Source organism: Citrobacter sp. Cb041 (genome assembly GCF_030336655.1).
Taxonomy (GTDB): domain Bacteria; phylum Pseudomonadota; class Gammaproteobacteria; order Enterobacterales; family Enterobacteriaceae; genus Citrobacter; species Citrobacter braakii.
On the sequence record NZ_JAOWDD010000028.1, the window covers coordinates 42,683 to 65,249 of the forward strand.

Annotated in this window: 22 protein-coding genes and 1 tRNA gene; 10 read left to right on the forward strand and 13 right to left on the reverse strand. The window is 46.9% G+C overall.

Features of this window, described 5'->3' with window-relative positions; all coding sequences use genetic code 11:
- Positions 1 to 105 precede the first annotated feature (105 nt).
- From ecpA to OGV52_RS02820, 10 genes are all read left to right on the forward strand, one after another.
- Positions 106 to 693 (forward strand): common pilus major fimbrillin subunit EcpA, encoded by a 588-nt coding sequence (ecpA, locus tag OGV52_RS02775; RefSeq protein ID WP_046276283.1) that lies wholly within the window; start codon positions 106 to 108, stop codon positions 691 to 693.
- Between the two features lie 53 nt (positions 694 to 746).
- Entirely contained in the window at positions 747 to 1,424 is a 678-nt protein-coding gene (locus tag OGV52_RS02780; protein ID WP_046276284.1) for an EcpB family pilus assembly chaperone, read from the forward strand.
- A 47-nt stretch (positions 1,425 to 1,471) separates the two neighbouring features.
- Positions 1,472 to 3,964 (forward strand): CS1-pili formation C-terminal domain-containing protein, encoded by a 2,493-nt coding sequence (locus OGV52_RS02785; RefSeq protein WP_155553731.1) that lies wholly within the window; start codon positions 1,472 to 1,474, stop codon positions 3,962 to 3,964.
- 4 nt (positions 3,965 to 3,968) lie between these two features.
- Positions 3,969 to 5,585: a fimbrial adhesin EcpD family protein gene (locus OGV52_RS02790; protein ID WP_049281648.1), complete on the forward strand. Its 1,617-nt coding sequence runs from the start codon at positions 3,969 to 3,971 to the stop codon at positions 5,583 to 5,585.
- On the forward strand, positions 5,582 to 6,277 hold the full coding sequence (locus tag OGV52_RS02795; protein WP_047417050.1) for a fimbrial biogenesis chaperone: 696 nt from the start codon (positions 5,582 to 5,584) through the stop codon (positions 6,275 to 6,277). The genes OGV52_RS02790 and OGV52_RS02795 overlap by 4 nt, the downstream gene beginning before the upstream one ends.
- A gap of 144 nt (positions 6,278 to 6,421) precedes the next feature.
- Positions 6,422 to 7,153 carry a winged helix-turn-helix domain-containing protein gene (locus OGV52_RS02800; RefSeq protein ID WP_049281647.1) on the forward strand — a complete coding sequence of 244 codons (732 nt, stop codon included), beginning with the start codon at positions 6,422 to 6,424 and terminating at the stop codon, positions 7,151 to 7,153.
- On the forward strand, positions 7,128 to 7,601 hold the full coding sequence (locus OGV52_RS02805; protein ID WP_200051298.1) for a FidL-like protein: 474 nt from the start codon (positions 7,128 to 7,130) through the stop codon (positions 7,599 to 7,601). Before OGV52_RS02800 ends, OGV52_RS02805 begins: the two co-directional genes overlap by 26 nt.
- Before the next feature lie 342 nt (positions 7,602 to 7,943).
- On the forward strand, positions 7,944 to 9,392 hold the full coding sequence (locus OGV52_RS02810) for an EAL domain-containing protein (protein WP_049281691.1): 1,449 nt from the start codon (positions 7,944 to 7,946) through the stop codon (positions 9,390 to 9,392).
- A 313-nt stretch (positions 9,393 to 9,705) separates the two neighbouring features.
- A complete protein-coding gene (locus OGV52_RS02815) occupies positions 9,706 to 10,050 on the forward strand; it encodes a methyltransferase family protein (protein WP_249415033.1) in 345 nt (114 codons plus the stop codon).
- 165 nt (positions 10,051 to 10,215) lie between these two features.
- Positions 10,216 to 10,291: transfer RNA gene (locus OGV52_RS02820), tRNA-Thr, on the forward strand.
- Positions 10,292 to 10,584: 293 nt separating this feature from the next.
- Here the strand turns inward: OGV52_RS02820 and OGV52_RS02825 are convergent.
- The 13 genes from OGV52_RS02825 to hyaE form a co-directional block, all read right to left on the reverse strand.
- Positions 10,585 to 11,397 (reverse strand): EAL domain-containing protein, encoded by an 813-nt coding sequence (locus tag OGV52_RS02825; RefSeq protein WP_287108049.1) that lies wholly within the window; start codon positions 11,395 to 11,397, stop codon positions 10,585 to 10,587.
- 207 nt (positions 11,398 to 11,604) lie between these two features.
- The gene (locus OGV52_RS02830; protein WP_287108050.1) at positions 11,605 to 12,165 is read right to left on the reverse strand and encodes a hypothetical protein; all 561 of its coding nucleotides are present in this window, start codon (positions 12,163 to 12,165) and stop codon (positions 11,605 to 11,607) included.
- 424 nt (positions 12,166 to 12,589) lie between these two features.
- Positions 12,590 to 13,174, reverse strand: a complete 585-nt coding sequence (locus tag OGV52_RS02835; RefSeq protein WP_287108051.1) for a hypothetical protein — start codon at positions 13,172 to 13,174, stop codon at positions 12,590 to 12,592.
- 129 nt (positions 13,175 to 13,303) lie between these two features.
- Positions 13,304 to 13,834 carry a fimbrial protein gene (locus OGV52_RS02840; RefSeq protein WP_287108052.1) on the reverse strand — a complete coding sequence of 177 codons (531 nt, stop codon included), beginning with the start codon at positions 13,832 to 13,834 and terminating at the stop codon, positions 13,304 to 13,306.
- A complete protein-coding gene (locus tag OGV52_RS02845; RefSeq protein WP_287108053.1) occupies positions 13,821 to 14,513 on the reverse strand; it encodes a fimbrial chaperone in 693 nt (230 codons plus the stop codon). Before OGV52_RS02845 ends, OGV52_RS02840 begins: the two co-directional genes overlap by 14 nt.
- Entirely contained in the window at positions 14,506 to 16,911 is a 2,406-nt protein-coding gene (pefC, locus tag OGV52_RS02850) for a PefC/AfrB family outer membrane usher protein (protein ID WP_287108054.1), read from the reverse strand. Before pefC ends, OGV52_RS02845 begins: the two co-directional genes overlap by 8 nt.
- Before the next feature lie 83 nt (positions 16,912 to 16,994).
- Positions 16,995 to 17,516 (reverse strand): fimbrial protein, encoded by a 522-nt coding sequence (locus OGV52_RS02855; RefSeq protein ID WP_287108055.1) that lies wholly within the window; start codon positions 17,514 to 17,516, stop codon positions 16,995 to 16,997.
- 177 nt (positions 17,517 to 17,693) lie between these two features.
- Positions 17,694 to 18,002 (reverse strand): PapB/FocB family fimbrial expression transcriptional regulator, encoded by a 309-nt coding sequence (locus OGV52_RS02860; protein WP_287108056.1) that lies wholly within the window; start codon positions 18,000 to 18,002, stop codon positions 17,694 to 17,696.
- Between the two features lie 420 nt (positions 18,003 to 18,422).
- Complete coding sequence (gene cbdX, locus OGV52_RS02865; protein WP_016151902.1) at positions 18,423 to 18,512, reverse strand: cytochrome bd-II oxidase subunit CbdX; 90 nt, start codon at positions 18,510 to 18,512, stop codon at positions 18,423 to 18,425.
- Positions 18,513 to 18,525: 13 nt separating this feature from the next.
- Positions 18,526 to 19,662, reverse strand: a complete 1,137-nt coding sequence (gene appB, locus OGV52_RS02870; protein ID WP_049042191.1) for a cytochrome d ubiquinol oxidase subunit II — start codon at positions 19,660 to 19,662, stop codon at positions 18,526 to 18,528.
- An 11-nt stretch (positions 19,663 to 19,673) separates the two neighbouring features.
- A complete protein-coding gene (gene appC, locus OGV52_RS02875) occupies positions 19,674 to 21,218 on the reverse strand; it encodes a cytochrome bd-II oxidase subunit 1 (protein WP_080859982.1) in 1,545 nt (514 codons plus the stop codon).
- A gap of 89 nt (positions 21,219 to 21,307) precedes the next feature.
- Entirely contained in the window at positions 21,308 to 22,165 is an 858-nt protein-coding gene (locus OGV52_RS02880; RefSeq protein ID WP_204552793.1) for a hydrogenase expression/formation protein, read from the reverse strand.
- Entirely contained in the window at positions 22,158 to 22,565 is a 408-nt protein-coding gene (gene hyaE / locus OGV52_RS02885; RefSeq protein WP_287108059.1) for a hydrogenase-1 operon protein HyaE, read from the reverse strand. Before hyaE ends, OGV52_RS02880 begins: the two co-directional genes overlap by 8 nt.
- Positions 22,566 to 22,567: the final 2 nt, after the last annotated feature.

Genomic DNA, 22,567 nt, shown 5'->3' on the forward strand with positions numbered 1-22,567 from the left:
AATGATAATTTTCTGGCGCGGCAATTCTGGCTCGCAATTAATGGAACCGCTGGAGTGACTTAATAATAAGACTCGGTGGTGAGTTTGTTCTTAGGAGAAGATAAAATGAAAAAAATATTATTAGTAACATCTCTGGCTTCTGTATTTGTTGCAGCAAATGCAATGGCAGATGTTACTGCTTCTGCAACAGCCTCGTGGGACGCGACGGCAACGAAAGATACCACCAGCATGTTGGTTGTCACCCCGCTGAACTCTTTAACTTTCCAGTATGCTGAAGGGCTGAATGCCTTCAACTCTCAGGACGGTGCTTTTGATGTGACGATTCAGGGTCAGGAGACGGCAACTGATTTTGAACTGACTGCTCAGATTATTAGTAACACTCTGATCAACGCCAGTGGTGATGCTTCTACCCTGAACGTAGGGGTGGCATGGAATGGCACTGCGCTGACTAATTCATCAGATACTGTCCTTGTTAACTCCAGCTCCACTTCTGGTCTTGAAAGCTTGATGGCTGATGGCGCTTATAACGGTGCCGATCGTGTCAGCGATCAATCCAACTTCAAATTCACCATCGCGTCAGCGACTTCTGATGGTAGTCAGACAGTAGCAGATTACTCTGCACTGCCAGACGGCTATTGGACTGGCGATGTAAAAGTACAGTTCAATGCAACCTGGACGACTCCGTCTGCCTAAGTAATAAAAAATTCGGGAGAATTTGTTCTCCCGAATTTATCAGGAATGGTGTCATGAAAAAATATTTACCGGCAGCGATGTTGGTAGGGTTAGTAGCATCTTTTCCCGGATGGGCAATTAATGTTGGTGAAATCACATCGATCATGACTTCTGCTGAGAGTTCATTATCGAAAGAAATTATCAATACGACAGATGCGGCGCGTTATGTCAGTGTTTCGGTAAAACAATTGTCATCACCTTTGGCGGGGGGAATCGAAATAAAGCCCGTTAATTCCGGAGAATTACTCTCTACACCTGCCAATCTTATTCTTCCAGGTCAGGCGAAGGATGTTTTTCGTTTCTTTTATAAAGGACCTGCAGATGATGTCGAGCGTTATTATCGTCTGCAATGGATAGATGAGCCGGTCACCGAGAGCGCGGAAACCCGGGCGAATAAAATGGCTGTTGCAACAGCGTCGGCTGAAATTGGCACTATCCTGGTAGTCGCGCCGCGCAAGGAGCGTTTTGAATATAGCCGAAATGGCGATGTTATTACCAATACCGGCAATGTTTCGTTTCGTGTGATCGCCTATGGGGCTTGTAAAGATAAGGCTCGCGATCGGGGACGAGGCTGTCGCGAACGTTATTACATTATGCCGGGTACAAAAATAAAATTACAGTTTACCGACATTAGTAATAGCCGTTCACGCATCGGTATCTGGCACGGTAAGCAGTTTATTACAGTGAAGTGATGGTCAATAGCAGGGATAAATAAAATTACCGGAATGTAAGGATGCAGATGACAACAACAAATATTGTCGGCGGTAGCATTTGTCTTTTTCTTGCGCTGACACCAGGATTTTCACATGCAGCCCCAGTAAAAGTGGGTAATTACGTTATCCCCAGCGCTTTCGCCCGTTCACTGGAGCAGGGAATGACGGTGCCGGTATATATTCGTTACAACGAGACTGACGAGAAAAGTCAGCAAAAAGTTGCCGATGCGGTGATTTCCCTTGTTGATGGCAATATTACGGTTAAAGCCCTGACTCTTGCTGAATTGCCCAATAATGCCGTGTTATCTGGAAAAACCCGCGCGTTGGTGGAAAAAATTCGTGATGTGAAGTTTCACGATAACACCAATATCGAGCTATCGAATGATGCACGTCTGCAACTCAACGTCTCCTCATTTCACCTGGAGATGATTGTCAGCAAAGATGCGTTAACTGAAGCGATTGTCGCACGCAGCAGCCTGCTTGGACCTTCCAGCGTGGAGACTCTCTCTAACGTCCTGAACTATAACTTTGGCACCTACTACAACGATTATCATAACGGCAGCAGTACCCGCAGCTATCTGACGATGGACAATACAACATCGCTGCGTGAACACCATGTCAACATTAACGGTTCGTTTTACGGCATAGGCGACAGCAACAGCACCAGTAAACTCTATCGCGCGATGTATGAGCGTGATTATGACGGATATCGACTGGCGCTCGGGATGCTCGACACCTGGAATGTCCAGTCTATTGCCAGCCTGAATGCGCTGAATGGTGGGAAAATTTACGGCGTAAGCTACGGAAACAAAGGAAGTACGGTTGTTGAGAATACCTCGCTTTCGCTCACGCCAATTACCGTATTTTTGCCAGCCGCTGGCGAGGTTCATGTATTTCGTGACGGGCGTTTGCTCAGCGTACAGAACTTTAATATGGGCAGTTATGAAATTGATACCAGTCGTTTCCCGTATGGTGTTTATGACGTCACGGTAGATATCGTGGTCAATGGCCGGACAATTAATAGTCGTATCAGTCGGGTTAATAAAATCTTTGCCCGCCAGCAGGCTGCCGGAATTGATCAGCTCTCATGGCAACTGTTTGGTGGCTCACTGGATTATGACCGTGTGAGTTATAAGCGAAACCACTATCAGGATTTAGGCAATGAGCAGACCTGGATTGCCGGCGGTGCCGCATCGGTGACGCTGGCGATATTGTCGGGGCTGGGCCTGAAATCTACGCTCTACGGTTTTGGCAACAATGCGGTTAATGAAACGGATGTCACGCTCAATGTGAATGAATACGTAAGCATTGGCAATCAGACGCTGGTAGCGAACGATTCGTCATGGCGAAACATCAGTAATATCAATCTCAATATCCCCGAGGGATATGGTTCCCTTTGGGCATCTCGTGAAGACAGTAAAATTGGCGACCGTCTGCCCATGCAGGAGCGTGACAATTATTCCATTGGTGGCACTCTTAACCTGGGGAAGTTTATTCCTCATGGCGGCTCGCTTACCGTGAGTCAGACGGAGAATCGCTACTCGGGAAATAAATACCGTAACCTGGACTACAGCACGAACCTTTATTCAGGCAAGTATGCCACGGTTGGGTTGCGCGCAGGTATTCAGCGTTATTACTACAACAACCGGAATGACGATGGGCGACAGGAACGTTATGTCAGCCTGGATTTATCGTTGCCGTTGGCGTCTTGGATGAGCATGGGCGTCTCCCGGGATCGCTATGGCAGCACTCAGGGTAATCTCAGCGCGCGCAAGCAGTATGCTGAAGGCCCCATTAAATCAGTCGGATTGTCGGCTTCGACACGCCTGAGTGGCGAGCAGTATTACGACAATAATTACTCGGTAAACGGCAATCTGAGTTATGACACGAAATATAACGCCGGCACCGTATCGGTAACGCGTTCTGCGGACAACTCCACCAATATGAACTTCTCTTCTCAAGGTTCCCTGGCGTGGGCAGGAAAAGATTTCGGTCTGAGTAAAGAGAGGCAAAGGTCAGGCATTATTGTGAAAACCGATTTGACCGGCGAAGGGAAACTGGCTGCGAAGATTAATAACCGAAATTATCTTCTCAGCGGTAAATCCAATTTCATTGCACTGCCGCCTTATGCTCAGTACAAGCTGGAGATCCTCAATGATAAAAACTCTGAAGACAGCTTTGATATTGTTTCAGGGCGCAAACAGGAACTGACGCTATATCCGGGTAACGTGGGTGTTATCAACCCTGAAGTGAAAAGTATGGTCACCGTATTCGGGCGTATTCGTTATCCCGATGGGCAGTTGGCTGCAAACACCGATATTCATAATCACATCGGTAAAACGCGTACGGATGAAAAAGGGGAGTTTGCTATCGATATCGATAAGAAATATCCGGTCATCACGTTAATTTCAGCCAATGGCAGCCTATGCGAAGCCGATCTCGATTTGGAAAAAGCACGCGGCGCAGCGTGGGTTGGTGATGTGAAATGTTCCACGCAAACCACGATGGCGCAGAGGTAATAAAATGAAAGTATTAATTAAAGTAGCTACTGTAATCTGTGCCGTGGGGAGTTTCACGCCTGCGCCTGCTTTGGCTTTAAATGCAGTATCTTCCGGCTCAGTCAGTAATAACTATTTGTTTATTGAAAATGCCATTGATAGTGAATACTTTATCACCCCCTCCGCACTCGATCCGCGTTTCAGCGGTTCAAACACATGGATAAAATACGGTACCTCTCAGGTGAGTCTCGGGTATTTAGGTTTTGTCATCTGGACTGCGCCAGGAAATTATTATCAGGACATGTGGATTGATAATTCCCCGATTAACGGGCCTTTTCGGGGGATCCGTTGTTATAGCGGCAGCCAGTGTCCATCAACTGGATTTATTGCCGGGCAAGGCACTGATAAAAACGGCTTTTATCATGCGCAGGTAGGATCTGTCGCAGGCGTTATTGGTGGCGCCTACGGATTCGCTTCCCTGACGGATACTGCCTATGAGTACTTTCGCAATGTGCCTACCGGTAGCAGCGAAACCTATGTGTTCAACCGTTGTTATACTTCCGTAGATTATGATTATTCTTCCGGGCAACGTTGCAAAGATCAATCGAAAGGATTATGGAATTACGTCAATTATACGTTAACCAAACGTGGTCATCTGTCACTGGTATCGACTAATGCATTTCAGGAACTTTGGGTTGCCAGCGACGGTACGCCGAGCATCACCAAAGACTCTGGTTATTGCGAGCTTGGCGTGGTAGGCAGCGAAGATGGCGTGATTTGCAAAATGGTAAATTATAACCTGCAACAAACCGCCAATCTGACCGCCTCTCTGACGTTTCGCGCTTATGTCGACACGGCGATGCTTGGTTTTACGCCTGGACCGGCCACCGTGAAATACTCCGGGAATGGTTCAAACTGGTATAACTATGGTACTTCAACTGCTTATTACAACGTTTTCACGACCTCTGGAGAATACATATATATTTTTCTGTCAAAAGTATTCCTGAAAAAACTCGTCGATTCAGGAATCAGCATTACTAACACTCAACCGTTTACCTTCGGTTTTTATAATGGCTTAACACCTGAGTCAGGGCACTACCAGTTTACGCCTTCGCTACAGATCAATATTGTGCCGAAGGAGTATGGGATCAGTATCGTCTCTTCAGACAACACCGCTTCTGCGAGCGGCAGTGGCACGATTGGCGACGCCGCTCCTATAGAAATAGATTACACCGTGACAGTCTCCGGTCCTCGTCAGGCTGATAGCATTACCGCGCAAGTTATCGGAGAAAGTACGACGATAAACAGTGTGCCTTACTGTCTGTTTACCTCCCCTCAAGGCGGGCTGTCAGTCCCAATCCCCGCTTTTCTGCAGTACAACAGTCAGTCGGGGGGCGTGGTGAAGAAACGAAATAGCTGTAGTGAAGCAGCAATCAATATGAGCGATGCGCAGTGGCAACAGACGCCCTGGGACGCAAATAACAATGATGATGGAAGCTATTATGCTACTGATTTGAAACTGCTTTTCCCAATGAATGATTCACGGTCGATGTTAACTGTTTCCGGAACAGATTGGGAAGGTGTTGTCAGTGCCAGTGGAGAGATAAAAGTCACGGCGAATTGGGTGGGAGTGACGCCATGAACCGCTGCCGTTTGGTGTTTAGATGGGTATTTATCTTACTTTCCGGGTTGACTATATTCTCCGCACAGGCTGTCTACCTGGAGTCGACCATTTATGAGATGCCATCGGATAAATCATTTATCAGCAAACGGATCTATAACGATAGCCAGAAACAGAATTTGTACAGTATTGGCGCAGTAAAAATTGATAAGCCTGGACCGGGAGGTGAAAACAGAAGTGCCATTGCTGAAGGCGAACTTCTGTTTACGCCGCTGAATTTTTCACTGGCTCCGCAGGCGAGTGAGTTTTTTAAGATTTTCTACCGTGGACCGCAGGATGATAAAGAACGCTATTACCGAATTCTGTTTCGTGAAATGCCGATAACGCTGTTTACCGAGCGTAATCAAGGGAAAGGAGGGCAGGCTCTCCCGGTGATCGCTATGGACACCATATTGGTTGTTCGCCCGAGAAAAATGAATCTGGCCTACACCATTGATGAGGCAAACGGAACACTGAAAAACACCGGGAATACTTTTTTTAAAATCATCGTACACCTGGGGTGCAACTCAACCGATGATGAAGCCACCATGCGTTATGTGTTGCCGGGTGAAACCTGGCGTAGTAGCGAATTGAAATCAAAAAACCGGAAATTTATCGTTGCATTGCAGAAATACATACCAGTAGGTCAGGGGTGCTTCAAACTCAATCAATAGTAAGCATTAATTCTGATCCGATATGTCATGGTTAGATATTGAACCTATACTGTAACTGTCTTTATACAATGCAGTAATCAGCTCGGCACAGATGAAATTTTAGTCATTTGCACTCAACGTCACGGTAATTAAGAGTCAGGTAGTATGAACAGTATAATTAATGAACAGGTTGAGTATGATTCCACCAGAAAAAGCCTGAAACATCGCGATACGACAATAATTCTTTCGGCATCTACCGCGAGACTACTTGAGCTATTCATTGCCCATAAAAATCAACAAGTCCACCGCGAGTTTATCATTGAAGAAGTGTGGAAAAAGCATGGCATGGCCCCATCGGGTCATAGTCTTAATAAAAGCATCAGTATTTTGCGAAAAGCATTTAGTGAGCTGGGGGCGGGTAATCCCATTGAAACGCTGCCCCGGCAGGGATTTTTGTTCCATGCTTCGATCAGCGGTGAATCGTCATCTTCCTGTGAAGATGAAACTGTGCGTTCGGTAACTGAGACGGTGAACTCATCCGTAAGACCAAAAAGTAAAAATATTATTCTTTTCATTTTATTATTTGCATTTCTTGGAAGCGCCATATTTATCTTTTCAGCTCTTAATTCAAGATCCAAAAATTTTATCTATATCAGAGCAATAGATGATTGTGAACTTTATACTGCCGATGACAATAATGCTGATAAAACAAAAGCATTTTTATCTTCTGATATGTGGCGAAAAGTAAATGCGGCTTGTCATGATGGCAAGAAAACAATTGTTTTTTATGATGATAATAATTTATCAGCCGGCAATGATCTTAGAGTGAATTTGCTTGGGGTTTGTACGTTAGAGAAAGGAGGGGTTGTCCGTGAATGTGAAAATTTTGTTTATTAGTGGGGCAATCTTTCTTGCAGCGATAACAGCATATTTTTTATATCGCCATCAAGAACCTGAGACGCTGACCTGCTCGGCAAAAACTTACCTGCATCTGGAGGCGCAAACTCAGGGGGTAAAAATTGAAGGTGAAGTTCTGCTGGTTTTTCGTATTTCTTCTGCTACCGAAGGGCGGGTATCTCAGGTAGGAAGCCTCAATATTCAGGGTAAAAATTATGCTGTAGATCGTAATGTTATCCTGAATTTTATTGGTAAAGATCGTGATGGTTACCTGCAGACCCGTCGTGTAGCTATTGTTAAAAATAAAAATGATAATGTTCCTGATAACGTTACCGAACAACTCATGTCACGACAGGAAATTTTTTATTATAAGATCATCCATATCGCCAAAAATGTCTATGCGATCAGAGATCTGCGACGTACGTTAATGGTTTGTCGGGCAGCATAAGTAACAATAATATGTTATCCTTACGGTTTTAGTAGTTTTATATTTTGTCGTTTTTAGTGTTCGTGGTTTTTTATTTTGTCTTACAGTGAAAATGAGCAATAGGATTTGTATTGATGAAGAATTAGGATTTTTCCTTTTTCAATAATTAAAATGGCCTTAACATTTAATGGTAATATTCATATGGATAAGCGTGATTATAAATTCTGAAACTGCGTGAGATGACTTATGGATAAAGTTATTTCGCGGACTGCATTGTAATTTCTGGAGGCTAAAGGTGTTGTATATTCTCTCGTGTATAAAACGAGGGACCTGCCATGCCATAAATTTAAGTTGGTGGTAACTATGAATACGAAAAAGGTTTTTCTGCTCAGTTATGATATTTTTCTTTTCTCAGGGATAAAAGCGTGGTTGCCAAATCTGGTGTTGGTCGATGCGCGGGCATTTATTTCTGGTTCACAGTCAATTATTCCACGGTATCCATCCTGTTTACTGGTGATCGATAACCGGTTACCATTATTCCAGGTCAGGAAGTGGTTTCAGAGAAATAGCACGCAGTTTATCAATATAAACTGTATTGTTCTTCGGATGAATGAAAATCGTTCTATTAATCGGGGGTACGAGGAGTATGCATTCATTAATGGACGGGAACTATCGGATCAGCTGATTTCTCAGTTGAGAGCCAATCTAATGGCACCCAATGAGGTTGTGGAAGTCACTAAAGGTTCAGCGATATTTACTTTTCATTTGACTGAGTTTGAAGAGAAAATGCTGTATGCATCTTTCACAAAGGAAAAATTGCACGATTTTTGTCATGCTAACTCGATAACAATTAAGTCAGTGTATCGATATCGGGAACGCATTACCGCTCGTCTGGGATTTTCTCATTTTAATGAAACTATCATTTTTTTAACCAGGAATAATCTATTGCATGAAGGTTCCTCTACGAACAGTCATTCTGGTAAGAATGTAATATACGGCGAAGCATATGATGTCTCAGATTCTGGTCGACTGAGTATGGCAATAAGGAATGAAGAAATCATTCCTTATTTTCAACCCATCGTAAATATAAACGAAGATGTCTGTGGTGTTGAGGTTTTGGCTCGTTGGCCACAGGGGGATAATTATGCTATTTCTCAGCGTGAGTTTATACCGCTGGCTGAAAAATGTGGCTTAATGAATGAGTTAACGAGCTATTTAATGAACGCCGTCGCGCGTAATCTGGTCGACGGAAGCGAGGATTTCAATAAAACTTTATTCGTCTCTTTTAATGTGAGTCCATCAGGTTTAAGTAACCCCGTCTTTTATTGGGAGTGTCTTAATTTTATGGAAATAACGCAAAGGCTACCGATAAAATTGATGATTGAAATAACTGAAAACCAGACTCTCACTATTACTCCTGCAATCAAAGAACTGATACGATCGTTGCGAAACAGAGGGGTTCTGTTTGCTTTAGATGATTTTGGGACGGGATACGCTAACCTTTGCTATCTCAATGAGTTAGACCTGGATGTTATAAAAATTGATAAAACGTTTATCAAAGCTATTAAAGAAGTTGAGCAACATATCCCTATGCTCGAGTCAATCATTCACCTTTCCGAACTCCTGGGGTTACGCATGGTGGCGGAAGGCGTTGAACATGGCTATCAGCAGCAATGGTTGGGGAAAAATAATGTTGATTACCTGCAGGGTTATCAATTTTTACCGCCAGTGACGTTTGATGATTTTATGCGTTACTACAAGCAGTCTTTAGATTTTTTTGAATCAGCGTCGGATTCTACTTTCTCAACGTAAAGCCTTTCGGGAACATCAGGGGCGGATGCCTCTGATGCAGGTATTTTTGTCGAGGTGAGTACGACAACTCCCGCCTGTCTGGTGAAGGCGACAGTCTGTTGTGAGTGAGGCATCGTTTGTTTATGTATCTAATACGGGGTATTTATAGCGGTATCAGCGTTAATTAAACCGATGCCGAGGTGAGTTCCTGGCCATGCGTCATTTCCTGACAAAATTAAGAGTCTGGTTTCCGCCGCCTCTTATCTTAGTACTTTTTCTCGTTGCGGATGTGCTGACGGCGAGTCCGCGTTTCACATTCGGCGGGGTGAATATCGTGATAAGCACATTGCTGGCCGGCGTCAGTCTGTTGGTGATATTGCATACCGCGTGGCAGATGCGGATGAAACGTACGACCCTGAATCCGCTGCATGCACATAAATCGACCACGCTTGTTACCGGCGGATGTTATGCCTGGAGCCGCAACCCGATCTACCTTGGTATGAGTGGAATCCAGTTGGCCTTTGCTCTTTGCATCGGTAGCCTGACTGGAGTACTGGCTGTACCGGTGTTTATGCTGGCGGTTGCCAGATTGCATATTGATTTTGAAGAGGAACAACTGCGAAAACATTTCGGGCTGGAGTGGGAGCGCTATGAACAACACGTTCGCCGCTGGTTATAGTAATACCCGACCACGTATAAGCATGCCTGTAACGACACGATTCGTGCGTAATTGAAACCGGATGATGCAAAAATAGGCGTTTGATTCGCAAGGCCATTGACGCATCGCCCGGTTAGTTTTAACCTTCTACCCCGTGCTCACGTTCGTGGACATGTCCTTTTCAGGGCCGATATAGCTCAGTTGGTAGAGCAGCGCATTCGTAATGCGAAGGTCGTAGGTTCGACTCCTATTATCGGCACCATCTCAACTTCCTCAAACGTACTAGTCCATAACTCATCTGATTTATAACGTTTTTTTCTTCTTTTAAGTCCGTGGTAGTCCGTAACTTACCACTTACCACTTACCACTTACCACTGACACGATAGTTCCCGGAAAAGTTGTGCATGGCGGGCAATAAATATAAAAATACCATCACTTCCGGTGAGTTCTGTAAGGTATTTTCCACCACTGAATACTGGCGCCCTAGCTGTGGAACTACAGCCATCACGGGGTGACATACGCTCAGCCCGGCTAAACAACAGCAGAGAATAATTTTTAACATCTGTGATAATCCTTGTGTTTGTATACTTTGCCTTCAGGTTTCGAACCCTGCTGCCGAATAAATACAGAAAGCTGTTCCGCCGAAAGTGGCGGAGAAAAATAATAGCCCTGATAAAGATCCACACCCTGCTGTTTTAACCAGTCATATTGCCAGCGAGTTTCAACCCCTTCGGCAATAATTCTTTGCGAATATTTCCTGGCGGTAAATATTGCGCACTCAGCGGCTCGCCATGTTGCTGGATCTTCGTTTAATCTGGAAATAAATGAGCGGTCAATTTTCAGGTAACCGGCCCTCACGCTGCACTGCATATCCAGATTGCAAAGTTCAGTTCCAAAGTCATCCAGTGCAACAGTTATATGATGCGCCTCCAGTTTTTTAAGGAAAGTATGGTCTTCTGGTGACTGCCCCCATTTTCTGCGTTCTGTCAGTTCGCATATCAATACCGGACTGTAAGCCCCAAGACGGCGCCTGAATGACTGACAGACATCAATAATGGTATCAGAATAGCTGTCAACCATGTCCAGGTTAAAACTCACAATCGAGCCTGCAGGCAAATTTTCTTTTAACGGAAAAAGAATCTCAGCCGTCTTCTCCAGTAATATACTGGTCATCAATCCTGACAGCCCGGCCTCATTTACCTGGGGGATAAACTGGGCTGGGTACAGTATGCTCTTGTCCGGCATTTCCCAGCGGGCCAGAATTTCCAGCCCGCAATAGGATGAATGACGACTTATCACAGGCTGAAAGTACGGCAGGCACTTTTCAGTCAGACGTTCTCTGTCCGTAAACCATTGCCTTTGATTCATACCCCCCTCTGCTCAGTAATAATCGTGAAGAAGGCCGGTAAAATACCAGCACCCGCCCCAGACCAGACACATGATAATAAATCCTGATGCCACACTGATGCTTTTGAACGTTTTTATCACTACTTTGTTTATTATTCGCAAGGTCATTATTTAGTCTTTTTTTTATTTTTCATAAAATCATAATGAAGCATGCCGACATACTTATGTTTAAGGGTATAAAGCGGTGGCTGTAACCGGTATGGTGTATGAGCCCGGACGCACGCCTTCTACAGCAACCTCAAACTCTACCGTTTGGCCCTGTAAGTCACCAGGATTGCCGAATGTCACCTTGTTGGGGAGATAGAGATTATAGCTGTCATTTGTTTCAGCCTGTGGTGAGGTGAAACTGATTTCACTTGGTCTGACCCCCTCGGCATTCAGCGTGAAGCTTCTCTTTTCTCGTTGAGCCAGTTCAGCACTTAACGATATGGACGAGTTAGCTGCTGTCAGTCTTGGGGTCACGGCAGCAGCATAGTATGCTGTTGCAATGATTTCGCCTTCACCGGCACGGCACAAACGTATTTTCACTGTACCGGTACGCCTTGTCAGAGGCTTGTCAAACTGCGTCGGGAATGTTACCTGTTGACCCCCGTATTTAATCACGCCAATACCGTTTTCCTTCCACTCATCTCCTGAAGGTACCCATTTTCCATATTGCATGGCCCAGTCCGTCCTGTGTCCTACTGTTGAACCAATACCGAAATCATCCTGCACAACGGTATTTGTCATATAAGTCGGGTTTCCCATATAGGAACGCAATTTAAGATAGTATGCGTCTATCTGGTCCGGTCTGTATGCTCCAGGATTATCCAGGAAACATCCCTTGCTTCCCGATGCGGCCACATCGTAAGTGCCACCGTTTTGTAGATAATATGTATTATTAGAAACTGGAAGTACTGTTGACCTCACCTGTAGCGTACTGTCGTACGTTACTGATGCGAATACACTCCCCGGTAACAGAAGCAGGGGAATTAACATCCGGAAGGGATTTTTATTTAAATTGCAGCACCCATGACGCTTATTAGTTAGCACACTGTCAGCTAATAAATCCCGCGCCCCACTAGTTATGATTTTGCACAGAAAATTCATAATAAACCCTCAAGTAATTAACATGGTATCCCGTCGTGTTTAGGCAAAAAAATTAATCAGATAACTACATTCTCCATGATTGTGCCATCAACGAAGAAACAGAAATCGACGGAGCCATAACAGACATTACATGCTTGTTCGGCATTCCTGTAATGGAAAGCAAACGCCGGCGATCATTATAATATCGCTTCAGTTCTTTTTTTTCGGATGTATTATTCCATAATGGTCTCCTGGATACCCTGTGGGATAATTTAACTCTGGCCAGGTACTGCCTTTGGTGTAGTGACGGGGACACAACATTTAGCTTTACTCTGACCTTTGTCTTAATGCTTTCCTTTAGGGCCGTCGGCGGCAAACTTCCGTCAATAATATGTACCGTTGCAAACAACTTCTGGATATTTCCCAGCGGTTCCGGTACAAGAAACAGTGTCTGGCAGCGGTGCGCATCATTTGATCTAAAGAACGCTGATACGGCCTCCCACCAGTTGAGTAGGGGGGCGTCACTCAGAGCCATAATCAAAATATCCTCTGCAGTTGGCTCTGTATCTTCACGAAATCTGACGTCATACCCCTCAGCTTTCATTAATTCGGCCAGACCTGAAACTTCATATATGCCCGAACCATTTATGATTATTCTCTGTTGTGTCATAAATTTTCTATTGAAATAATTTTACATATAATCCATACAAATAGTGATAAATACAAAATAATGACGCATTGAACAGCACGACTAAGCTTCATCCATTAGTTCCAATTACTCAGGTTCCGGATATTCGGATTACGGATATATAACCGTAAAAGTGATAACAGCTTTAACCGGACCAAAGATGTCATTCTTATGGGCTTCCGTGACCGGGGTAAGAATACACTGACGCTCACCCACTGTGGCGGTGCTGTCGCTGCAGAATGCATCCTTCCCTGTCAGTTTAACTGGAGTACCGTTGTGCTCCAGCCATAAAAAGGTTCCGTTTGGCTTAAAATTATCCCTCGTGGCCACCATCTGAACTCTGGTCTGATCGCTCTCCAGTACTCCTGTTTTAACCGTCCCCGTAAGAGCGGTTTTTACAGGAATATTTTTTGCGCACGTCCACTTAAATGTTATCGGCGCATGTTTTGTTGCTGTCCCGGGGGTCAGGACGCCCAACTGGACTGCGACATAGTTCGCATACGACAGATCACAACTCGGCGTGGTAAATGTCGCATTGATGTTAAAGGTTGCCGTTTTTGTGTCCGCACTCCAGGCGTTCACGGAGAGTCCTGCAATGCTTACAGTCAATGCCGCAGTCAGAATAGAATTAATGAACTTCATAATTCTGCACTCCACCCCAGTCATTTATTGCTGCAACCGAAAGTCCGCCACTGACATTTGCACCAAGAGAAATCTCAGAGAAGGGCGCCAGCAGGGTTAATTCCTTCGCAACCCTGTCACTGAGCTTCACTTCCTTGCCATTACTTTTCACCCCGACAATGGCCATGTAGTACGGTGTCGGATTTTTAATCCAGGTCACGTTATTCCGTTGTTCCAGCTTCAGCTTTTTCTCTGCATTTTCACGACCATCTTTCAGAGAGGAAGGCCGGTAAATCAGCTTCACCCGGGCATTCATGGCAATGGCCAGAAGGCTGCCGTTGCCCGCTTTCATATCAGGTTTGGGCGGAACTTCCTGCACATTCAGCCAGAACAGCGATTCCCGATCTGCAGGTAAAGACGAGTCCGTTTTTAAGATACGTATAATCTGCTTTTGTTTTGCCCCCACTTTAAAGAATGGGGGCTGAGGAACCAGGTAAACCCCGTTCCGCTCATGGGTGTTATCCACCCACACCTGCCCGCCATACGTCTGGCTGGCGTTATTTGTGACCTCAACGGTGATATTCTTTTTGTTTTCCTCATAAATGAAGCGTGTTCCGTTCAGAACAAATGCAGCCATTGCCTGAGAACAGAATGTGAATGACAGAGCGGCAGCGAGCGCTGTTTTAGCGACCTTATTCACAACGAACCTCCTGAACTTTATTGGTGTTAGCCTGTAACCCTTTCATGGAGAACTGGCACTGCATTCCGTTCCCCATATCAACTCTGATCCTTTTAGGCTCTGCCAGCATATTCATCAGCAGGACACCATTAGTGGATATAAAACCGGCGCTTAGCCCCATATCCGTAGTGGCATCGCCGCCGGCAAGATATTTACCCTGCTTGTCCTTCACGCGAAGGATGTAGCGGAGTACATTCTCAAAACCAAACTTCCGGTAAACCATCGCCTTTTCAGTCGGCACCACTTTGTAGGAGGTGGTACTGAATTCCATGTTGTCAGGAACGTTATCCATATTGATATTGATATTGTTTTCAGCATATTCCGACAGCCACACCACCGTGTTTCCGTTCCGGTCTGTAGGCATCGAGTTGTTGAATTTAATCCCACTGACTCCCGGAACGCTGACAATGGCGACCGTATCGGAAGACTCTTTAGTAAAGAGTGGCCCGGTTTCACTGGTCCCTAACACAGAGCCAGACACTCCGCCGGAGAAGCTGGTCTGACTGTCTCCCCGGGAAGAATGTGTCTGCGACACGCCAAGATTCGTCTGAACAGCATCAAAGGCATAGCTGGCTGATGCCGATGCTCCCCGCTGACCGCGTGAACTGGCATCAGCATTCAGGTTATAGTTAAAGCGATCATTCACCATTGCTGAAACACTGGTATTGAATGTTGAACCATTGCTTCGGCTGTAGCCTACGCTGTTCGTGGAGTAATGCCGCCCCCCCCTGAAATCGAAGGGTATACTGACACTCACAGAGGTTGAATAATCTGCTTTATCTCCCCCGGCATACCGGTTATAGGAGCCGTTAAGAAATACCGATACCGCATCAAAAACAGACGTACTCAGCGAGAGGGTGGCGCCGGTGTCGCTGCCATCGCGGTCCCAGTAATTCTGACGCCACCATGTTCCGCTCAGATAAGTCGTATCAAAGCGATGGGAAAGGCGTGCTTCATAACGTGATTTCTGATTGCCGTGAACATAACTGCGGTGTGGATCGAAATCGGCATAATCCACATACCCCTTGTCCTGATAGCGGTATGTCAGGAGCTGCAGGTCCGTTCTGTCGGTAAAGTTTTTGGCATACTTGACACTGACGTTCTGGCCTTTTTTCTCTTCACCATTGTCATAGCTTGCTTTTGCAGTCGCAGCACTCAGGGATAACGCCCCCAGTTCACCAAAGGGTCTGGTCACACCTATCCCCGCCGACTGATAATTGTTATTCAGTAGCATGGCCGTATTCAGCGTGGCAGCGGAGAAGCCATAGTCCAGGCTTCCCAGCCAGAAGAGGCCCGTATCCGAAGAGAATGCCTTTTCCAGTTCATTGCTCTGATTTTTTTTACCCAAAGCAAAGTCATACTGAAAATCTCCCGGCCTCAATAAGGTCGGCAGTGTTGTCACCGGATACACCTGAACGGTCTTACGCCCGCTGTCATCTTCAAGCGTTACAATCAGATCGCCATTGCCGGTCGGCTGGAGATCATCAAGACGGTAAGGTCCTGCCGGGATCATGCGGGAATAAACCGTGTAGCCGTTTTGCGTCACCGTCACGCGTGAAGGTGTGGACGCAATTCCCGAAATATCCGGTGCATAGCCTCGGGATTCCCACGGGCGCATGTTACTGTTGGAGCGAACGGAAGCACCGTAAAAATTAAAATCAGAAAACAATTCTGTTCTGGTCTGAGATTTACCTAAAAACAGATCCCCCTGAATCTGACTGATTGCGGTAGACAATGTCATATCGCTGGAGCTAAATTCCGTTTTTCCACCGGAACGCGTGATGTTGGCGTTGCTGGATAACACCCAGCGACCGATGTTGAATCCCAGTTCAAAATTTCCGAATGCGTTTAACTGGTTATCTGTCGTTTTATTAAAGTTGGCATAGTACTTCAGTCGACCGCCATTAACGCCATAATCCCAGCGGGACGGGTCACTTTTACTGAGCAGATACGCCTGTGGGATGTCAAATAACAGTTTCTGCGCGCTGTAATCAAAAACTACCCGCGTATGGGACTTCTTGCCAAGTAAATAACACTTTTTTTCCTTGTTATAAACATCAGCAAATTTTTCCCGGTTCAGCATAATTCCTGCACTGTTTATCCAGTCAGGAGCCAGGCAGAGAATATTGTTTTTCTCATCTGCCTCGCTAATGTTTAACTCTGCACTGCCGGTTTTTTCCTGGTTCACAAAAACATCCACGCTGTACTGACCGCGAGGAAAAGCAGAATCTGATTTCAATACCGAAGGGATAACACTGACCCCCTGTATAAAGTCCAGATTTAGTTCTTCAGAATATCCAAGATGTGCATAAATACTTAGCGCCAACAGAGAGTATTTCGGTAAGCGCGACAGTTCCATGTTAGCCTCCAATGCCACAGACGGTAATTATTCACGTCTACTTATAAACCGGAGAGATAAATCTCCCCGGCTGTATAAGGATATTAGTTATATGTTACAGCGTAAGCGGCTACACCCTGATAATCACCTGGCGTAGTGCCGCCTTTCAGCGTTGCCTGGAATTTAAAGCCTTCTGTAGTTACCTTTTCCGCATCAAAATCAATATAGGTATTGGAAGAAGTAACCTGCGCGTTGCCTGATGCATTTTTTGGATTCATTGCCTTCAGTTTAACGACTGCATCTGCAGCCTTACCGAGGCTGTTTTTCAGGCCTTCAGCATCAAAATTACCATTCCAGGTCACTGTTGCAGTCTTACCTGACAGACCATTACATTGTGTAGAATTAGCAGCGATAAATGAGAACTCAACCGGTGTCGAGCTTTCGGTATTTGGAGCCACGGAACCGAGCTGAATGACATCAGTTAGCTTGCCACCATTGCTTGCAGTAACATCGCAGGTTACAGAAGTCACGTTACCAAAGAACTGAAGTTCGCTCTGTTGAGCTGCATTCAGAGCGCCAGAGAATAATGCAAGAGCAATTGATGAACTGAGAATTAGTTTTTTCATATTTCATATTTCCTAAATCAAAAAAAACATGTCGACCTGAATAAAATATCCCCGCATAAAAATGCAGACCAGACCATGGTCTTATTCTGTCGACACCATTAGCACTAACTACTAGTGATACCGGTTTACCAAAACTGTTAACAGAATTGAAAAAAGTTTTTATTGAAATGAGTTTTACTAGCTACAAGGAGCCCTGTAGAGGGTGAATAATTCACTCACCACCTGAATAACGTGTTCAACTCGTGCAATACAGGAACCAAAATATCCATTGCTGACCCCATACTTATCACAGCAGGCACTTTTTGAGTGATTGAACACTAGATAATCGTGCAGTGCATTAATGACTTTATTGCTTCTGATTGAGGTCAGTTCAATCAAGCACCAAAATTCATCTTCAGAAATGGATGAAGACCGCAATGCAATATTTTTCTTCCCAAGGATTAAAGAAGTACTATTTTTTACTTCACGTCCCGATAGACTTGTCACACCCTGCTCCTTTGAATTTATTAAGTAATAACCCCTTATTAAAATTCCCGTCTGAGAGCGGAGCGAAGAATAACAAACGCAATTAGATTGCAAAATAGACAACAAAGGTTAATAATGCTAAAAAAAGTAAAAATAATAGATAAAAATATCACTTAAATGGCAGGTGTTGATATATAAAGCTAATTATTTGCTTTTGTTTGGTTGATGTGTTTTTTTTTGCGGTTTGTCATGATTTTTATAAATTTCTTTCATATAAAATTATTAACAATGAATGTATCACTAATATTGATAATTGTTATCACTTTTTATGTTTAGATGCTAATAATTTGTTTGGATATGAAGTGGCTTGGTGAAAATATGTCGGAGGAAAAGACTCCCCGAATAAACAGGGGAGCCAGGAAGCGTAACGCACGCGCAGGGCTATTTCTGCCGTGACTCAAGCCAGACCAGCGCCAGCGTGGAGAGCGTGCACATCAGCAGAATGCCGACAAACCAAAACAGATACCACATCGTACAGTCCTCCCTAATAAAGTTCGTGGTTGTGGCGGCGGATGGTTTCTACGTTGATTCGTCCCAGCATCTTGTAATAACTCCACAAGGTATAAAGCAGAACTATCGGTAGGAAAATCAGCACGATAATCAGCATGATATTGAGCGTCATCTGGCTGGAGGTACTGTCCCACACCGTCAGGCTAGAGAGTGGATATGCGCTGGATGGCATCACAAATGGAAACAGGGTGATTCCAGCGGTGAAGATCACGCAGGTCTGGGTCAATGAAGCAAACAGAAATCCCCACACGGCCCGACGTTGCCCGCAGGCATAGATCGCGAGCATTGGAAAAATCATGCCCAACAGCGGAATAACCAACAGTAGTGGTGAATTTTCAAAGTGCGCCATCCACGCGCCCGGTGCGGTCGTTACTGCCTTTAATAGCGGGTTGGACGGACCATTAGGATCCTGGCTAAGCAGCACATAGCCGTCGATCCCCGTCCACAGCCAGTACCCGGCTAACAGGAAGCAGAGCACCACTAACATCGCGCTGCGGCGGGTGGCAGACAGCGCGCGCAGGTGAAGAATGCCGTCGGTTTTCAACTGGAGCCACACGCCCCCCTGCATAATGACCAACATCAGGCTTAATGCGCCGCACAGTAGGGCAAAAGGAGAGAGCAAATCCCAGAAAGTGCCCAGATATTGCACATGTAATTGTGGTGTGAACACAAAAGGCACCCCCAGGAACAGATTGCCGAAGGCGACGCCGAAGATAACCGGTGGCACCAGGCTGCCGATAACCAACCCGGTGTCCCACATGGCGCGCCAGCGTGCATTCGCTATTTTACCGCGATAATCAAAGGCCAATGGACGAAAGAAAAGGGCGCACAGCACCAGAATCATCGCCACATAAAACCCCGAAAATGCGGCAGCATAGACGCGCGGCCAGGCTGCGAATAATGCACCGCCCGCCAGAATGAGCCACACCTGGTTACCTTCCCAGTGCGCCCCTACGCTATTGATTAACACCCGACGTTCATCATCGTTGCGCGCGATCAGCGGTAACAGGCAGCCGACCCCCATATCAAACCCGTCAGTGACCATAAAGGCCACCAGAATAATGCCAATCAGCAGCCACCAAATGAGCCGCAACGTTTCATAATCCAACATGATGCTCTCCTTTATTCTTGTTGTTGTGCCGGTTGTTGACGTTGCATCGCATCTGGACCAAGACGCGCGTATTTTTGCATCAGGTAGACTTCGGCAATTAAAAACAGGGTGTAAAGCGTGAGGATTAGCCCCATGGAGAAGGCCAGTTGGCCCGCGCTCAGCGCAGAGTGGGCGTACCAGGTCGGCAAAATATCCTGAATCGCCCACGGCTGGCGGCCAAACTCCGTCATAAACCAGCCTGCTTCAATGGCAATCCACGGTAGCGGCAGGCTCCACAGCGTTATGTGCAGTACCCAGCGATGCTGGTCGATACGCCAGCGTAAGGTCTGTATCAGCGCAATCGCCATCACCAGCAGCAGAAGGGAACCGCATCCAATCATGATGCGAAAGCTCCAGAACACGGGGGCGACTTGCGGAATAGCGCCGCGTTGTGCGGCCTGATATTGCGCTGGCGTGACATGGTTCATGTCAGGGGCGTAGTTTGCTAACAGGATGCCGTAACCCAGATCTTTTTCCACGGCGTGAAAAGCGTGCAGTAGCTGAGGCGTGCGGTTACCTTTGGCGATTTCCTGCATCAGCAACCATGCTTCCCGGCCCCGCTGCAGGCGGGGTAGCGCGTCTGCCATCAGGTTCTTCAGCCCCGGAACTGGCGTATCTAAAGAGTGAGTCGCCAGGATACCCAGCAGGGCCGGTATCTTCACGGAAAAGGCGTTACGCTCTTGCTCCTGCTGCGGCCAGGCTATCACATGAAAGGGCGCAGGTGCTGGTTCGGTTTGCCATTCCCCTTCCATTGCCGCCAGTTTTACCGGCTGGCGTTGGGCGACCTCATAGGCTGAGCTATCTCCCAGTTGCAGAGTGCCGAGGATAGCCAGTGTGCCAAAGACGGAACCTACCGCGAAGGAGCGCAGGGCGAACTCGCGAGCGCGACCACGCAGCAGATACCAGGCGCTGATGGACATCACAAACATGGCGCCTGTGACATAACCGGACATCACGGTATGCACAAATTTCACCTGGCTGATGGGGTTAAAAACCAGCTCGCTAAAGCTGCTCATCTCCATGCGCAGGGTATCAATATTAAAGTGAGCGCCCGTTGGATATTGCATCCAGCCGTTGGCGTTGAGGATCCACAGGGCCGAGATATTGGAGCCAAACGCTACCAGCCAGGTCACCAGTAAATGCTGGTACTTGTTTAAGCGCTGCCAGCCGAAGAAGAACAGCCCCACGAATGTGGATTCAAGAAAGAAAGCCATCAAGGCTTCCATCGCCAGCGGAGCACCGAAAATATCGCCCACATAGTTGGAATAGAGCGACCAGTTAGTCCCGAACTGAAACTCCATGGTCAGGCCGGTCGCCACACCGAGCGCAAAGTTAATACCGAATAACTTTCCCCAGAAACGCGTCATGTCGCGGTAGACTGTTTTGCCCGTCACCACGAACAGAGTTTCCATGATGGCCAGCAAAAAAATCAGCCCCAGCGTCAGGGGAACAAACAGAAAATGGTACAGCGCGGTCAGCGCAAACTGCCAGCGCGATAAGTCAATGACGTCCCACATGCGAACTCCATCAGGCATTAGAGAGTGAATAGATAAGGAAGAAAACGCCAGACCCGCAGCAGAAAAGTATGCGGGTCGGGAGAAGGGGATCAGGCCGGCGGGCCGGATGCCAGCCAGCTACAGACTTCATCCAGGCGCTGGAGCGAGTCGAGCAGATCCTCTGGAGCAGCCAGTACCAGTTCCGGTAATGGACAGATCTCATAACTCTCGAGCAGAAGCCCTTTCAGGGTATCCAGACAGCGCACATGCCAGACATGGCGCAGCGCCGTGGCGTCGATTTGGCTCTCGCCGTAGCCGATGGTGCGGATCTGAATGCGCCCTTCGCCACACAGGCGGGAGAGGAACTGGCGATCCGCATCGCTAACCGGGAGTTGGGTGAGGTTAATGCTATGAGGTTGCGTGGCCGGATCGCGCACGTGCGCCAGCAGTTCCTGGGCCAGCGTCAGGCCATTCATCAACCCATCGACGGGCGGAGGCAACAGGCTATCGTCTGGCAGCGTCGTGATTGTTGCTGCCTGCCACAGCGCCCGTGGCGCACTGCCTGCCTCCAGATGCTCCTCCCATTGACCCAAGTTATTCTGGCAACGCACCCGCCAGATTCCGCAGAAAATCGACTCCTGAATCTCGCTCGCTCTGCCGTCAGCCTGCTGGATACGCACGGAAACTTCGCCTTCGCCGAGCAGCGTATTCAAAAACGTGAGGTCGTCTGCGTTGAGCGTGGATAAATCCCATCCCAGCACGTCCTGTTTTGCGGGGATTTTCTGGCTAAGCTGGTGGCGCACGTCGGCTAACAATGCCATCACCGCCGGGCTGTGCGGACAGTTTTCCAGCCTCGCCATGCTGGGGCTGCTGTTGACCTGGCAGGTGAGGGGCAAGGGATTCATGCTGAAGCTGTCATCGCCCGGCTGGGTTCCCGGTCCCAGCAGATGAAAAAAGGTATCACTCATCTTGCAGGCTCCGGGGGATGCGTTCTTCAACGAGGGGGTGCATCAGGTTGAGCAGGTCGGCCCACGGATGGATGCCGCTGAGAATGCCGCGCAGCTCGCCGTGGATAAATACCAGCGTGGCCGGGAAGCGGAATACGCCAAAACGATCGCCGATAGCCTCGCTGTGCTCGAGATCCGCCATAGCGATTTGCCAGTCAAACTGGGGAAACTCGCGGAGCAACTCGGCAATCATTACCGGGTTATCGCTGACTTCTGGCGTGCGGCGGGGATCGCTACTGAGCAGCACCACGCCATCACGCACACGCGTTACCCAGTCATCCAGTTCAGATGCGGTCAGCGGTTGCCAGCCGCGCGCCAGCATACGTTGCCATAACGCAGAAAATGGTTTGTCATTCAACATGT